Origin of the sequence: Mesorhizobium sp. M0830 (assembly GCF_040319965.1) — a bacterium.
Classification (GTDB): domain Bacteria; phylum Pseudomonadota; class Alphaproteobacteria; order Rhizobiales; family Rhizobiaceae; genus Mesorhizobium.
Window position 1 is genome coordinate 1 of sequence record NZ_JAMYOR010000099.1, and the last position, 15,213, is coordinate 15,213.

A 15,213-nucleotide genomic window follows, 5' to 3' on the forward strand; every position below is an offset into this window, starting at 1 on the left:
TGGGCTGCCAGCGTTTTTTTTTTATTTTAGAGGGTGCGTGTTATATCCCCAAATTGTACTGTGGTTGTTGGGTGGGGGGGTTATTTGTTTGTCGGCGCCGCGCGATTGAAATACCTGAAGCGCGTCAGGCAGCGAAGCGAACGATCACCTCTGCCAGCGGCACATGGCCAAGGCAGGCGCCCGAACCAGCAGGGCTTTCACCATCCTCAACAGCCAGAGCATATCGCACCACCGGTTCGGCCTCGATGCGTCGGCGCAACCCGGCCAGCTTGGGATAGGCAGCGCCGTCGATCGCCTGGTGGAACTCCGCCCATCGGGCCACGCCAATCAGCGTGGTATCCGCCAGCGTCAGCCGATCGCCGACCAGAAAGTCCGTATCGGTGATCATCGCTTCAAGGCGGTCGTGGCGTTCTGTGACGGCCTTGCGGCCGAAGTCGCCCAAAGTCGCCTTCAGAGCCGGTTCATCCGCGGCCATTTCCAATGCTACCCAGAGCGGGCTGAAGGCAGCGGTGAACCCGGTGTTCACGAAGGCCATCAGCTGATGCATGCGGTCGGCTTGCGGCGTGCGCGGGTCGAAGCTGATGCGACGTTGCGTGTCGCGGGCCTCGAGCCACGCGGCGATAGCCATGGTCTCGGTCAGCACCGCGCCTTCGTCGGTGATCAAAACCGGTGTTTCCTGACGGCCGTTGATGCTGGCATAAGCATCGTTCTTCATCTCGGTGAGCATGTCGACGCGACACAGGCGATAGGGTTGCCCGACGCGTTCAAAGGCAGCGACGAGCCCCATCGAGCTTCCCGCCGGGAAGCCATAAAGGAGGATAGGTTCCATTTGTTTTCTTCCATGATTCAAGGGATCACGCCGCGCAGCGAAACTTGACCCTAAACGCTGGTCGCCCCATGTAAATTACGCACAATTCTGTAACCAGGGACCACCCATGAAAGACGTCGTCTCACGCTGCCCGATCGAAGAGACCATGCGCGTGCTCAGCGGCCGCTGGCCCACCTTGCTGCTCTATTATCTGAAGGACGGGACCAAGCGGTTCAGCGACCTGAGGCGCGACAACCCAACCGTCTCGCATCGCATCCTGGCGCTGGAACTGCGCAAGCTGGAGGACGCCGGTATCGTGCGGCGGACGGTGTATCCGGGCTATCCGTTGCGCGTCGATTACGATCTCACGGCGCCCGGCCGCAAGCTTGTGCCGCTGATCGATGCGCTCGGCGCCTGGTGGGTGCATACGGAGAACGATCGGGTCGGCGGTTCCACGGAATCAAATCTCGATACGGCCGCCTAGGATCGTCGTTTCGGCCGAGATTTTCGGCCCCTGCCCGGCAAAAGCCATGATCGCCACTATCTCAGCTGGGCATGACCGTTGCGAAAATCGAAAACCACCCGATCCCGAACCTGAACAGGCGCATGCTGCTGAAAAGCGTCGGCCTCGTCGCCCTGGCCGGGCTCGCCGCCTGCAGCACCGTTTCGCTGCCGACCGGCGAAGGCGCCGGGGTCTCCTCATCCGCCACCGGCACGTTGTCCGGCATCCGCGCTTCGGCGGGGCTCGCGGCGCTGACCCCCGACCGGCAACTCGAACAGGCCGCCCTGCAGCAGGCCGGCTATATGGCGCAACGCCGTCGCATGAGCCACACCACCGGCTGGGGCAAGGATTTCGCCTCGCGCGTCAAAGGCAATGGCATTGCGGGTGCGGCGGCCGAGAATATCGCCGAAGGCCGTTTCGATCTTGCGAAGCTGTTCGATATCTGGGTTCATTCACCCGGCCATCGCCGCAACATGCTCGACCCGCGCTTCACCCGCTTTGGCCTTGCTTACGTGCGCGACGGCAGCGACAGCGATCTCCGCTACTGGAGTCTCGTGCTCGGGAAATAGGAGCAGGCGTGTCGCCGTCGGCCGCTGGCTTCGTCAAGCTGCGCGGCAAAACCCGATGGCCTCGTCAATTCTTGAGGTTGAGCAAGGTCCCGATGTCCCGTGCGGAGACCGGTTTGCTGAAGTGATAGCCCTGCATTTCATCGCAATTGTTTTTGAGCAGGAAGGCCACTTGATCGTCCGTTTCGACACCTTCGGCGATAACCCGCATATTCAGCTTTTGACCCAACGAAATCACGGCGCTGGCAACGGCCTGATCGTTTTCGTCTTCGGCGACGTCGTTGATGAAGGATTTGTCGATCTTCAGCCGCGCAACTGGAAACGCCTTGAGTGCGCTGAGGCTGGAATAGCCCGTCCCGAAATCGTCGATCGAGATCTGAACGCCAAGGTGCTGCAGTTCGTTCATCGTCGCGACCGCCAATTCGATGTCCTGCATGATGAGGCTTTCAGTCAACTCCAGCTCCAGATAGCTTGCCTCCAGGCCGCTCTCCTGGAGTGCATTGACGACACGTCCGACCAGGTTCTTTTCCCTGAATTGCCGTGCCGATACATTCACGCAAACCGTCATCGGCGGCAGACCCGCATCCTGCCAGGCTTTGTTCTGTCGACAGGCTTCGTGCAGAACCCAATCGCCGATCGGCACGATCAGACCTGTCTCCTCGGCCGCAGGAATGAAGCTCGTCGGCGCTACCACACCCAGTGTCGGATGGTTCCAGCGTATCAACGCTTCCACCGCAAAGACACGCCCCGAGCGAAGATCAACTTGCGGCTGGTAGAGCAGCGCGAATTCCGAGGCGGCCAGGGCGTTTCGCAACTCCTCTTGAAGCACGAATTTTTCATGAGCCTTCGAGTTGAATTCGGGAGCGTAGAATTGGAAATTGTCGCGGCCGAACTCTTTCGCGCGATACATGGCTGCATCCGCATTGGCCAGGAGTGTTTCCGGGCTCGCCCCATCCTTGGGATAGTTTGCGATGCCGATGCTGGCTGTCGTTCGTAGCTGATGCTCTCCGAGATGAACCGGCTCTGCAATCGCGGCCCGGATCTTCTGCAGGCTCTGGGAGATGAGATCGACATCCGTGGGCTGGTCGAACAGGACGATCACAAATTCATCGCCGCCAAGTCGCACGACGGTGTCGGTGGCCCTTACGCATTCGACCATACGGCTGGCGACGGTCCTCAGGAGCTCGTCTCCGGCATTGTGGCCGAGCGTGTCGTTGACGAGCTTGAAATTGTCCAGGTCGATGAACACCAGCGTCACCCAGCGATCGTATCGCTGCGCGTACAAGATGGCTTGAGAGAGCCGGTCCTCCAGCAAAGCGCGATTGGGAAGCCCGGTAAGCACGTCATGATTTGCCATGAAGTGGATTTGGTCTTCAGCCAGTTTGCGCTCGATCGCTATACCGCCGATGCGGGTCGTGAAATCAATCAGCCGGGTCTCGGCCTCGACCGGTAAACGCACCGTCATCGAATACATTGCAAAGACACCCAAGACCGCGCCCTGATGCGACAGGATCGGGGTCGACCAGCAAGAACGATAGCCGTACACCGCCACCAGTTCGCGGTAATCCTCCCACAGCGGATCTTGCATGACGTCGGCGACAATGACTGGCTCCCGCCGATAGACGGCGGTCCCACAAGATCCGACCTTGGGACCGATGGCGACGCCATCGATGGCGTTCGTATAGCCTTTCTCCAAGCTCGGCGCCGCACCGTGCCGCAAATGGCTGCCGTGCTTGTCGAGGAGCAAAACGGAACCGAATATGCCTTTCAGCTGGGATTCCACGAGACGCATGAGGCGGTCGAGCACGTCCTCGAGCGGGGCGCTCATCGCGATCATTTCCAGGATTTGAGCTTGCCCGTTACGGAGGACGTCGGCTTGCTTGCGGGCAGTGATGTCGTGGGCGATGCCAATCAGACCGAATATCTCATTCTTGACATTGCGCAGCGGAACCTTCGTCGACGAGAACCACTTGCCGGTGCCTGACGCATCGACAACAAACTCCTCCTCGTCGATCATCGGCTGTCCGCCGGTGAGGAGGTTCTGTTCGATCAGGCGAAATTTCTGTGCAAGTTCGGGAGCGTGGACATCAAAGTCGGTCAAGCCGATCATGTCGCTTGTCTTGTCCCGGCCACTGTCGGATGCAAGGGCCCTGTTGACCACGACGAAGCGGCTTTCGGTGTCCTTGACCCACAGATAGCCAGGCACCCAGTCGATCAGCGTTTGCAGCGAGATGCGTTCATCGACAATCTGGCGATTGGCCGCGAGTTGGGTAATGTCCTCATGCGTGGAAACCCAGCCGCCGTCGGGCATAGGTTGGTGGCAGACCTGAATTGTCCGGCCATCGGCGAGATTGGCGGTCCAGATTCTTGAAGTAACACTCGAATTGACCGACCGGGCCAATGCTAGATAGGCGTCGGCGGCCATAGCGGATGTTCCGGCAGCGACGCGTCGGTCGACGATTTCACCCAGTGTCAGGCCCGGCTGCAATTGTTCCACCGCAATGCGGTAGATCTCCGCGTAGCGACGGTTGGACAAGATCAGACGTTCATCGGCGTCGAAAAAGCAAATGCCTTGCGAAATGTTGTCGATCACCGTCTTGAAACGGAGCGCCTGGCCTTCGAGTTCGACGATCGTAGCTCGAAGCTCGTGCTCGAGGGTTTCGTAGGAAGCCGTAGCCAGTTTTGCCAGCGCGGCCAGACCGGTCGACTCGGGCACCTCGATGGCTAGCCTGGATGATTTCGTGACCAAACAGAGTTCCTCCGATTTGGCGTCTGGCAGAACTATCACTCGCCTGGACGGAAAGTCCGCCTATAGTATTACGGACATACTAATGACAGATGAACCGGATCGAAATCGGCGCCGCGTAGCCTGAATACCTGAAGCCAAGGGCCGTCCTCGAACCCTCCATCTAGCTCCCGGACCCGGTATTCTTCAACATCAGGACGAACTTGGTCGACACCGCCCGGAGCGATCGCCACTGCGCCATCCGCTACTGGGATAGTTGAGAATGCAAGCTGCATGTTCATGAATCTCCAGACTGGTTTGCCATGGAGACTTACAACCTCAAGCGCAACGGCATCTAACGCATGTCGCTCAAAAGTAGCCCCGGCTTGAGACAACGACATGCATAGCAACCAAAGACCTAAAACGCGTCACATGAATCCGTTTCGACGCGATGTGCTTCAGTCCATATGCGCGGCTGGTGCGCCACCGGCCGGCGCCTGCCTTGGCTTGCGCAGCAGGAACACAAACGGGATGGCAAGCAGCGTCATCACCATGAGTATTTTGAAGTCGTTGACGTAAGAGATCATCATCGCCTGAAGATTGACCACACGATCGACCTGCGAAAGCGCCATTGGATCGCCGCTTGCGGCTGCCGGAGAGGCGGCCCAGAGATTTGGGTTGAACGGGTTGATGAAGGCCGAAAGCTCGGTGTGATTGACCTGCGTGTTGCGCACCATCAGGACCGTCACGACCGACACGCCGATGGACGAGCCGAGATTGCGCACCAGGCTGAACAAGGCCGTGGCATCGGTGCGGAAGCGCACGTCAAGCGTGGCGAAGGCGACCGTCGACAGCGGCACGAACACCATGCCCATGCCCAAGCCCTGGATGACGCCGGAGCTGAGGATCAGCCAGTTGTCCATCTGCGGCGTGAAGCTGGACATGGTGTAGAGCGACTGCGCGGTCAGCAGAAAGCCGATGACGACAAGAATCCTGGCGTCGATCCTGCTCATCAGCCGCCCGACGACAAGCATCGAAATCATCGTGCCGACACCGCGCGGCCCCAAGACGACACCGATGGTGACGGTCGGATAGCCGAAGATGGTCGACAGCATCGGCGGCAGCAGCGACATCGAGGCAAGTATCAGCACGCCCATGACGAAGATGAATGCCAGCCCGGTCACGAAATTGCGGTCGAGGAAGATCTTGGGGTCGATGAAAGGACGTTCCGCCGTCAGCGTGTGGATGATGAACACCCAGAATCCGGTGATCGAAAGAGCAAGCTCGATCCAGATCTCGACCGAAGAAAACCAGTCGACCTCGCCGCCGCGGTCGAGCAGCAGCTGCAGCGCACCGACACCGAGCGATAACATGGCGAAGCCGAAGAAATCGAAGCTGCGCACCCGCCGGGCAACCGCCGGCAGATAGGCGGCCATGCCGAGGAAGGCGATGATGCCGACCGGCAAATTGATGAAGAACACCCAGCGCCAGTTGAAATTCTCGGTCAGCCAGCCGCCGAGCGTCGGGCCCAGGATTGGCCCCAGCATGATGCCGGCGCCCCAGATGGCCATTGCCTGGCCGTGGCGTTCCCTGGGGTTGATGTCGAGCAGGAAGGTTTGCGACAGTGGCACGATGGCGGCGCCGAACACGCCCTGCATCAGCCGGAAGAACACTATGCTCTCCAGGCTCCAGGCGATACCGCACAGCATCGAGAACACGGTGAAGCCGACAACCGCCCCCAGGAACAGTTCCTTGCGGCCGAAGCGGTCGGCCAGCCAGCCGGTCACCGGCGTCATGATGGCGGCGGCGACGATGTAGGAGGTCAGCACCCAGTTGATGTTGTCGGGTGAGGCGCCGAGATCGCCGGTCATGGTCGGCAACGCGACGTTGGCGATCGTCGTGTCGAGCGCCTGCATGATCGTCGCCAGCATGAGCGCGACCGTGATCAGGCCGCGATGCGGCACTTCTTTGAAGGGTTCGGGCGTGCTCATGACGTGGAACTTCCAGCAGGTAACAAAAACGTGTACAACGGGTTTCCGGGCGGCAACGCCTTCCGTTGAGAGACCCTCGTCGCGGTGGGACGCGATTGTCGATGTGGGGGTTACATCGACCGAGGGTCTCTGATGAGCGGATGCCTGCCGCCCGGAAACATGAGGACCGACGGGTCCGTGCCGAAGATTTCAGATTCCGGTTAAGCCGCGCGGCGGCTTCGCCCAGACGCTGATCCTTCCAACTCCTCCATCAGCCAATCTTGCTATTCGCTTCCACCCGCGGGTCCGCACGGGTGACTGCGGACTTTACTGCGCGGCCTCGCCAGCCGTGGCGTGACCGAAGATCGAGGGCAGTCCCCGCGCCACGCCGGTGTCGACGGTAACGGTGGCACTCATGCCGGTGCGCAACGCCATCTTGGCGTCGGCATCGGTCAGTTCGAGGCGCACCGGAATTCGTTGCGTGACCTTGACCCAGTTGCCGGTGGCATTCTGGGCCGGCAGCAGCGAGAATTCGGCTCCCGTGCCGGCGCCAATCGCCTTGACCGTCGCCTCGAAGGTGCGCCCCGGATAGGTGTCGACCACGATATCAGCCTTCTGCCCGGGCTTCATGTGGGTGAGCTGCGTTTCCTTGAAATTGGCGGCGATCCAGGTGTCGCCGGTCTCGACCAGCGAGAACAGCGGCGTGCCGGAACCGACATACTGGCCGACCTTGAATGAGGAAGCCTGGCTGATGACGCCGTCGGCCGGCGCCTTGACCGTGGTCTGCGCCAGGTCGTAGGCCGCCTTATCGCGTGCGGCGAGCGCGGCCATCACGGTCGGGTGCTTGTCGGTCTCGATGTCGGGATTGCCGCCAAGGGCTGCCTTGGCGCTGATGATGCCTTGCTCCGCAACGGCGAGCTGCTGCCTGGCCTTGTCGAGATCGTTCTTGGCTTCGTCCAGCGACGACTTGGCGTTGATGCCCTTCTGGGCAAGGTCGGCGGCGCGGTCGAACTGCGACTGGGCGAAAGCGACTTGACTGGTGTCGGACTTTTGCTGAGCCATCGACTGGCCATAAGCCGCGCGCAGCTGCTCGACATTGAGGCGCGCTCCCGCCACCGCTGCGTCGGCCTGAGCCAGCGCGATCCGGTAGGGCTCGGGGTCGATGGCAAACAGCACATCACCCTGCTTGACCAGCTGATTGTCGGCTATGTCGACCTGAACGATGCGGCCGGCCGTGTCGGACGCGATCGACACCTTGGCCTGCTGCAGATTGGCGTTCTCCGTCTCCTGGTAGCGGCCGCCGGTGACCCAGACATAGCCGCCGCCGACAGCGAGTGCTGCGGGCAGCGCGACCATCAGCAGAAAGCGACCCAGCCGGCGCTTCTTCTTCACAGGGGACAGGGCAGGCTGCACCGGGGGAGCAACCGTAACCGGGGCCGCGGCCGGCTGTGCCGGCGCCTCCATTTCCAGTTCGGTCGCTTTCTCGTCTATCTTGGCTACCGCGTTCATGCTGCTGTGCCTTCTGTATTCTTTACTTTTTCAATGGACGGCGTCTCGTCGTCGGTCAGGTTCCGGACCATCGCTTCAAGGCCCTCGATGAGGACACGACGGGCTTCCGACTTCACACCGACCAGCGATTCCTCATAGACTTCCCCGGCAATGCTCTTGATCACGGCGTAGGCTTCGCTCGCCTTGGGCGTCAGGAAGATCATGCGGACGCGGCGATCGGTGGCGTCGGGACGACGCTCGATCCAGCCGCCCTCCTCCATGCGATCGACCAAGCGAGAAACGCTGATCGGCTCGATTTCGAGAAGTTCGGCCAGCCGCGCCTGCGCGACGCCATCTTCCTTGGCAACGCGGACCAGAAGCCGCCATTGCGCCGAAGAAAGCCCCAAGCCACTGGCCCTCGCCTCGAAGCGCTTCCGCATCAAGCGCTGCACGTCGTGGATCAAGAAGCCCAATCTGTCGATACCATTGGAAACCATGAGCCGGATATATAATAAGCGTGCTTACTATTCAAGATGCCGCGTTGCACAAGAAGCCGGCAAATGTGCACGACAGCCATGCGATGCGGTCATGGTTAGCGATTGGTGAGCGCCTGGTCGCCATGCCGGTCGGCATAGCCGCTCCGCCACCTCATGCTGGTCGTGTCTGACATATTGTTGTACAGCCTTTGGTCAGGATCGGGGGATCAACGACAATGCCGACGCTTTACGCTCTCAAGCCGGCTTTCCAGGGACGACTGCGGCCGCTGGTCAATCGGCTGGCGGCGATCGGGGTTACCGCAAACAGCATAACCATCCTGGCGGCGTTGATGTCGATGGCTGCAGGGGCGGCCATAGCGGTTCTGCATGAATTGCGCTGGCTGATGTTGCTTGTCCCCGCGGTGATATTCGTGCGCATGGCGCTGAATGCCGTGGACGGCATGCTGGCGCGGGAACATGCGCAGGCCTCGACGCTCGGCATGTATCTGAACGAGATTTGCGACGTCGTTTCGGACCTCGCGCTGACACTCCCTTTTGCTGTCTTTCCGGAATTTGGCGCATGGGCCGTCATCGCTTTCGCGATATCGGCTGTGCTGACTGAGTTCGCCGGCGTGCTCGGCATCGCTGCGAAGGTCGGACGAAACTATGCCGGGCCGTTCGGCAAGAGCGACAGGGCACTGGCCCTGGGCGTGGTCGCCGTGCTGTACGCGGCCGGGTTCTGGCCGGCATCCATCGCGCCATTTGTGTTTCCGGCCATGGCAACGCTTTCGCTGCTGACCGCCATCAACCGGATACGCGCCGGCCTTATTGGCAGCGCCAGCTGAGCACGAGGGCTCGCCATGCCGCCAGAGGGAAAGACCGTAATGCACGAACCGATCGCCGCGGCGGCCAACGAAAGTCTTGAGCGGCAAGCGCAGGAGCGGGTCTTCCGCAGCCATGACGGGACGGAGATCTTCTACCGCTTCTGGCCGGCGGCTTTCGCCGATGCCAAGGGCGCGGTGGTGCTCTTCCATCGCGGCCATGAGCATGGCGGCCGCATGGCTCATCTCGTCGACGAATTGCAGATGCCGGACCATGCTTTCTATGCGTGGGATGCGCGCGGCAATGGCCGTTCGTCCGGCGAGCGCGGCTATGCCCCGTCCTTCTCGGCCCTGGTGCGCGACATCGACTGCTTCATGCGCGAGATTGCCGCCAGGGATGGCTTCGCCACGCAGGATATCGCGCTGATCGCGCAGTCCTTCGGCGCCGTGCTCGCGGCAGCCTGGGTGCACGACTATGCGCCGAAGCTGCGCGCCATGGTGCTGGCCTCACCGGCCTTTTCGGTAAAACTCTACGTGCCCTTCGCTCGGGAAGGCATCGCGTTGTGGCAGAAGATCAAGGGCCGCTTCTTCGTCAATTCCTACGTCAAGGCGAAGTTCCTGACCCATGATCCGGTGCGCATCGCCTCTTTCGAGAGTGATCCGCTGATCACCCGGCCGATCGCCTCCAACATCCTGGTCGAGCTCTACCAGCACGCCGCCCGGATTGTCGCTGACGCCCGCGCCATCACCGTGCCGACGCAGCTGCTGCTCTCGGGCAGCGACTGGGTGGTGCGCCACGGCCCGCAGCACGAGTTCTTCGTCAATCTCGGCAGCCGCACCAAGGAACGCCATGTGTTGCCGGGCTTCTTCCACGATACGCTGGGCGAGCGCGACCGCGCGCAGGCCCTCGACCTGATCCGGCCGTTCCTGGCCAGGCAGTTCGCAGCACCGGATGCGCCGGCCGACCTGAAGCAGGCGGATATTGCCGGCTACACCCGCGACGAGGCCGACAGGCTTGCCTCGCCGCTCGATCTGTTGTCGCCCAAAGGCCTCTATTGGGCATTCAGCCGTGCCTCCATCCGCATGGGCGCCTGGGTCTCCCAGGGCATGAAGACCGGCATCGACACCGGCTTCGATTCCGGCTCGACGCTGGATTACGTCTACGAGAACGACGCGCGGGGTCTCACACCCTTTGGCCGCGTCGTCGACCGGGTCTTCCTGGAGGCCATCGGCTGGCGCGGCATCCGGCAGCGCAAATTGCATCTCGAAGAGCTGATCGGCGCTTGCCTGGCGACGCACAAGGCGACCGGGCGTCCAGCGCACATCCTCGACATCGCCGCCGGCCACGGCCGCTATGTTCTCGATGCCATCATGAAGAGCGACCAGCCGGCGAGCGTGCGCCTGCAGGATTATTCCGACCTCAACGTCCAGCTTGGCCGCAAGCTGATCGCTGAACGGCAATTGCCGGCTGATGTCTCGTTCCAGCGTGCCGACGCCTTCGATGCCGACATGCTCGCCAAAGCCGATCCGGCGCCCGACCTCGCCATCGTCTCCGGCCTCTACGAGCTGTTCTCCGACAATGCGATGATCGGCCGCTCGCTCGGTGGATTGGCCCGCGCCATGCAGCCGGGCAGCCTGCTGCTCTATACCAACCAGCCCTGGCACCCGCAGCTCGAGATGATCGCCCGCAGCCTGACCTCGCATCGCGGCGGCGAGGCCTGGGTTATGCGCCGGCGCACGCAAGGCGAGATGGACCAGCTTGTCGAAGCCGCCGGTTTCGACAAGCTCGACCAGCGCATCGACCAGTGGGGCATCTTCACCGTCTCGGTCGCGCGGCGACGCTGAACAGGATGGTGTCATCGCTTGCATCGACCGCACGCACTGAGCCCTATGGACGGGTGGTCGTCAGGGCAGCCCTTTGGCTGGCTTTCCTCGCGCCGTCGTTCTACCTCAGCTACGGCTTCGCCAACTGGCTGGCGTCGCAGCGCAACGATGTCGGCAGCATCGTGTTCTCTTGGGAACACAGCATCCCGTTCATCGGCTGGACCATCGTGCCCTACTGGTCGATCAACCTGTTCTATGGCCTGTCGCTGCTGCTCAACGACAACAGGCAAGGGGTCGACCGCCTGGCCGGACGTTATCTCACCGCGCAGATCGTCGCCGTTGCCTGCTTCATCCTGTTCCCGCTGACCGCGACGTTCGTGCGGCCGGCAACGACCGGGCTGCCGGGTTTCCTGTTTGCCGTGCTGGGCGGCTTCGACAAGCCGTTCAACCAGGCGCCGTCGCTGCACATCGCCCTGCTGGTGATCATCTGGGATCATTGGCGCCACCGGCTCAGCAGTTTTCTCCTGCCGGTCTGGCATGGCTGGTGCTTTCTGATCGGTGCCTCGGTGCTGACGACCTGGCAGCATCATTTCATCGACATCCCGACCGGAGCACTGCTCGGTGTTTTTGCGCTGTGGCTGTTTCCGCGCAGCGGCGCGTTGCCGTTTTCAGGTGTCCGGCTGACCAGCAATGCGAAGGCGCGGCGATTGGCGTTGTTCTATGCGCTGGGCGCCGCCCTTGCGTTGGCCGGTGCCGCGCTCGGCGCTTTCTTTTGCGCCGTCGCGCTTCTCCTGCTTTGGCCGGCGCTGGCGCTGGCCATCGTCGCCTGCGCCTATGCCGGGGCCGGCTCAAAGGTGTTCCAGAAATCCGCCGATGGCAGCATCACGCTTGCAAGCCGTATCCTGCTCTTGCCTTACCGTCTCGGCGCCCGGGCAAACATGTGGGCCTGGACGCGCAATCTTCCTCCCCAGGTGGAGGTTGCCGACGGCGTGTTTCTCGGGCGCTTTCCCACCGCAAGCGAGGCCAACAGCCTCGGCACGGTCATCGACCTTGCCGCCGAACTTGAGAAGCCGGCGGGAGCCGTTTGCCGCTGGATCAGCGTTCCGATGATCGACCTGTTGCCGCCGCCGGCGGCGATACAGCAAAAGGCGGCCAGCGCGCTGGAAAATGCGCGCCGCAATGGCACCGTGCTGGTGTGCTGTGCGCTCGGCTTCCAGCGGAGCGCCAGCGTCGTCGCCGAATGGCTGGTGGCGACCGGCAGAGCCGAAACACCGACGCTTGCCCGCGGGATGCTGGTGGCATCCGGCCGGCCGGTTCATCTTGCCGAGACCACGGAGCGGACTGCGCCATGACCGGCAATGCCTACCAGGACCGCGTCGACCGCTTCGCCCGCATGCTGATGCAGCAGGCCGCGTGGCCGACCACACTCGTGGTGGCCGCAAATATCCTTGGGCCCCTTGCCGCCTCGGCGCGCGGCGCCTTCGAGACCTTGCCTGCAGCCCTCGCGCTGTCCACCACCGCCGCAAGTGCTGTCGCCGTGCTGGCGCTGTCGGTACTGCTGGCGTTCGATGCGCTGCTGTTCCGGTTGATGGGCAGTCACAATGACGAAGCTTCCGGTGGCGCCGCGGTGGACGACATGCTGGCGCGCATGCGCCTGAAGCCCCTCCCGTCCACGACACGCACGCTCGAAGACCGCATGGCCGGCACAGGCCGCTTGCTGTTCAAGCAGCGCACGGCCCTGGCGCTATTTGCCGCAGCGCTTCTGGCGGCGGGATTCTGGGCGCCACGATGAACAAGCTTTCGCTGAAAACGTTCACCTTGCTGCAGACGGTAACCTCCGTCGGGCTCTCGGCGCTGGCCTGGATGGTGACCGGCGTGCGTCCGATCTGGAGCGGCAGCCTGCCATCCAACCGACAGCGCATCTATTTCGCCAATCACACCAGCCATGGCGACTTCATCCTGCTGTCGGCGTGCCTCAGCGAAAGGGAACGCGCGATCACGCACGCAGTTGCCGCCGGCGAATATTGGGGAAAGTCGCGGCTGCGCCGCTTCATCGCGCAGGACATGCTGTCGTCCGTGCTCATCAACCGGCAATGGACGAAGCCTGAGGAAAATCCGATCGAGATCATGCTGTCAGTTCTCGACCAGGGCCACTCGCTGATCCTGTTTCCCGAGGGCACCCGCAACATGACCGAGGAGCCGCTGCTGGCGTTCCGCTCCGGGCTCTACAATTTGTCGATGGCGCGGCCACAGGTCGAGCTGATCCCGTGCTGGATCGAGAACATGTCACGCGTGCTGCCCAAGGGCCAGTTCCTGCCGGTGCCGCTGCTGTGCCGCGTCGTCTTCGGCGCACCGGTGGCGGTGGGCCCGGGCGAAGAACGCCGTGCCTTTCTCGAGCGTGCCCACGCCACGCTCCTGGCGCTCAACCCGCGTCCCGAGCGAGACGATTGATGCGTTATGATATCTCCATCCTGATTATCGGCCTGCTCGTGGTTTTGACCACCGCCAGCACCGTCGCCGCCATACTCTCGGCGCGGGCGCCGAAGCCGCTGAGTTCGACGCTGGTCAATCTCACCCAACGCATCAACGCCTGGTGGGTGATGGTGGCGATGATGACGGTCGCCTTCTTCTTCGGCCGCTACGGTATGACCATCCTGTTCGCGCTGATCTCCTTCGCCGCGCTGCGCGAATTCGTGACGCTGACGCATACGCGCCGCAGCGACCATTGGGTGCTGCTTGGCATGTTCGGCATCATCATACCGTTTCAGTACTGGCTGGTGTGGACCGCCTGGTACGGGCTCTTCGTGATCTTCATTCCGGTCTATTGCTTCCTGTTGATGCCGGCCATCACGGCGCTGCATGGCGACACCGAACGCTTCCTCGAGCGGATCGCCGCGCAGCAATGGGCGGTGATGATCTCGGTCTATTGCGTCAGCCATGTCCCTGCCCTGCTGACACTCGACGTGCCGGGCTTCGAAGGTCGCACCCTGTTGCTGATCGCCTTCCTGATCATCGTTGTGCAAGGCAGCGACGTGCTGCAGTACATCTTCGGCAAGCTCTTTGGAAAACACCGCTTTTCGCCGAACGTCTCGCCCTCGAAAACCTGGGAAGGCCTGATCGGCGGACTGGTGTCGGCGAGCCTGCTCGGCGCGCTGTTGTCGTTCGTGACGCCCTTCTCGCCGCTGCAGGCGGCGGTCGTGGCCTTCGTCGCCTGCTCGATGGGATTTCTGGGCGGGCTGGTCGCCTCGGCCATCAAGCGCGACCAGGGCGTCAAGGACTGGGGCCATCTCATCGAAGGTCACGGTGGCATGATGGACCGCACCGACAGCCTGGTCTTCGCTGCCCCGATCTTCTTTCACATTGTGCGCTATTTCTGGACGGTCTGAGTGAGCCGTCTGTAGCCGCCTCTCCAGAGTGAGCCTAAGCGTCTTCCGGCTGGTAGCTTACGACCGGCCGGAAAAACGCCTTGATGCACTTTGCGGACATGGTCTTCTCAAAATCTGTTTCGCCGTTTGCACCAGCCTCATCTTCGGAGGCCATCTGTTTCAGCCATTGCTCGTTCATTTCCGAAGCGCGATCAGAACACTCATCCATACCGCTCGATAGCGGTCCCACCACCTCACTGACCTTCGGGCCCACATAGGTGACAAGCCACAGCTTGTTGTCTGATTTAGCTTCAGGTTGAGGCAGATGCCAAACTTCGGGGAGTCCCCAAAACCAGCCAATTCCTACGAAGATCGACACCGGCACCATCGGGTACAGCACCCGAAAAGCAAGTGACAGTGGATGAGATTTTGGACGCATAGGATAAAACCTCTCATCATCTATTTTTACTTGCACCTTCTCTGCGATATGCGACTATTGTTAAGATTCCACAAAGCGCTTTTGGTCTTTTGACTCGAATTCCGGAATAGATATCTAATTTATACTTGTCTACATTAGTAAATGCTCAGAGACTGTTTTGAAAATCGGCTTGCCGGGGGGTTTCGTCTGAGGCTGGGTTATGATTCAAGCTTTAGATGTGGACAAAGCA

The 15,213-nt window shown here is 61.7% G+C and carries 15 protein-coding genes; 8 read left to right on the forward strand and 7 right to left on the reverse strand.

The annotated features are described in order from the left end of the window. Positions 1 to 124: 124 nt before the first annotated feature. Complete coding sequence (locus tag NKI20_RS32185) at positions 125 to 829, reverse strand: glutathione S-transferase family protein (protein WP_352837933.1); 705 nt, start codon at positions 827 to 829, stop codon at positions 125 to 127. Between the two features lie 106 nt (positions 830 to 935). On the opposite strand from NKI20_RS32185, the gene NKI20_RS32190 reads away from it, so the two are divergent. Together NKI20_RS32190 and NKI20_RS32195 are read left to right on the forward strand one after the other, a co-directional pair. Beyond that, entirely contained in the window at positions 936 to 1,292 is a 357-nt protein-coding gene (locus tag NKI20_RS32190) for a winged helix-turn-helix transcriptional regulator (RefSeq protein WP_023762291.1), read from the forward strand. Between the two features lie 71 nt (positions 1,293 to 1,363). Beyond that, on the forward strand, positions 1,364 to 1,879 hold the full coding sequence (locus NKI20_RS32195) for a CAP domain-containing protein (RefSeq protein WP_352837935.1): 516 nt from the start codon (positions 1,364 to 1,366) through the stop codon (positions 1,877 to 1,879). Positions 1,880 to 1,943: 64 nt separating this feature from the next. Here the strand turns inward: NKI20_RS32195 and NKI20_RS32200 are convergent, their stop codons facing one another. The 5 genes from NKI20_RS32200 to NKI20_RS32220 all read right to left on the reverse strand — a co-directional run bounded on the left by NKI20_RS32200 (position 1,944) and on the right by NKI20_RS32220 (position 8,556). Then, positions 1,944 to 4,625 (reverse strand): EAL domain-containing protein, encoded by a 2,682-nt coding sequence (locus NKI20_RS32200; RefSeq protein ID WP_352837937.1) that lies wholly within the window; start codon positions 4,623 to 4,625, stop codon positions 1,944 to 1,946. Positions 4,626 to 4,693: 68 nt separating this feature from the next. Next, positions 4,694 to 4,903 (reverse strand): hypothetical protein, encoded by a 210-nt coding sequence (locus NKI20_RS32205; protein ID WP_352837939.1) that lies wholly within the window; start codon positions 4,901 to 4,903, stop codon positions 4,694 to 4,696. A 156-nt stretch (positions 4,904 to 5,059) separates the two neighbouring features. Next, on the reverse strand, positions 5,060 to 6,592 hold the full coding sequence (locus NKI20_RS32210; RefSeq protein WP_352837941.1) for a DHA2 family efflux MFS transporter permease subunit: 1,533 nt from the start codon (positions 6,590 to 6,592) through the stop codon (positions 5,060 to 5,062). A 306-nt stretch (positions 6,593 to 6,898) separates the two neighbouring features. Next, a complete protein-coding gene (locus NKI20_RS32215) occupies positions 6,899 to 8,080 on the reverse strand; it encodes an HlyD family secretion protein (protein WP_352837943.1) in 1,182 nt (393 codons plus the stop codon). Beyond that, positions 8,077 to 8,556 carry a MarR family winged helix-turn-helix transcriptional regulator gene (locus NKI20_RS32220; protein WP_352837945.1) on the reverse strand — a complete coding sequence of 160 codons (480 nt, stop codon included), beginning with the start codon at positions 8,554 to 8,556 and terminating at the stop codon, positions 8,077 to 8,079. Before NKI20_RS32220 ends, NKI20_RS32215 begins: the two co-directional genes overlap by 4 nt. A 215-nt stretch (positions 8,557 to 8,771) precedes the next feature. Here NKI20_RS32220 and NKI20_RS32225 point away from each other — a divergent pair, with 215 nt between their 5' ends. From NKI20_RS32225 to NKI20_RS32250, 6 genes are read left to right on the forward strand one after another with little or no spacing between them, the layout of a single operon-like run. After that, positions 8,772 to 9,380: a CDP-alcohol phosphatidyltransferase family protein gene (locus NKI20_RS32225; protein ID WP_352837947.1), complete on the forward strand. Its 609-nt coding sequence runs from the start codon at positions 8,772 to 8,774 to the stop codon at positions 9,378 to 9,380. Between the two features lie 39 nt (positions 9,381 to 9,419). Further along, positions 9,420 to 11,201, forward strand: a complete 1,782-nt coding sequence (locus NKI20_RS32230; RefSeq protein WP_352837949.1) for a bifunctional alpha/beta hydrolase/class I SAM-dependent methyltransferase — start codon at positions 9,420 to 9,422, stop codon at positions 11,199 to 11,201. A gap of 5 nt (positions 11,202 to 11,206) precedes the next feature. Next, the gene (locus NKI20_RS32235; protein WP_352837951.1) at positions 11,207 to 12,532 is read left to right on the forward strand and encodes a phosphatase PAP2/dual specificity phosphatase family protein; all 1,326 of its coding nucleotides are present in this window, start codon (positions 11,207 to 11,209) and stop codon (positions 12,530 to 12,532) included. Further along, on the forward strand, positions 12,529 to 12,972 hold the full coding sequence (locus tag NKI20_RS32240) for a hypothetical protein (protein WP_352837953.1): 444 nt from the start codon (positions 12,529 to 12,531) through the stop codon (positions 12,970 to 12,972). The genes NKI20_RS32235 and NKI20_RS32240 overlap by 4 nt, the downstream gene beginning before the upstream one ends. Continuing rightward, positions 12,969 to 13,631, forward strand: coding sequence for a lysophospholipid acyltransferase family protein (locus NKI20_RS32245; RefSeq protein WP_352837955.1), 663 nt, complete (start codon positions 12,969 to 12,971; stop codon positions 13,629 to 13,631). The genes NKI20_RS32240 and NKI20_RS32245 overlap by 4 nt, the downstream gene beginning before the upstream one ends. Then, on the forward strand, positions 13,631 to 14,566 hold the full coding sequence (locus NKI20_RS32250; RefSeq protein WP_352837957.1) for a phosphatidate cytidylyltransferase: 936 nt from the start codon (positions 13,631 to 13,633) through the stop codon (positions 14,564 to 14,566). The genes NKI20_RS32245 and NKI20_RS32250 overlap by 1 nt, the downstream gene beginning before the upstream one ends. Before the next feature lie 34 nt (positions 14,567 to 14,600). Here the strand turns inward: NKI20_RS32250 and NKI20_RS32255 are convergent, their stop codons facing one another. After that, positions 14,601 to 15,020, reverse strand: a complete 420-nt coding sequence (locus tag NKI20_RS32255) for a hypothetical protein (protein WP_352837959.1) — start codon at positions 15,018 to 15,020, stop codon at positions 14,601 to 14,603. Positions 15,021 to 15,213: the final 193 nt, after the last annotated feature.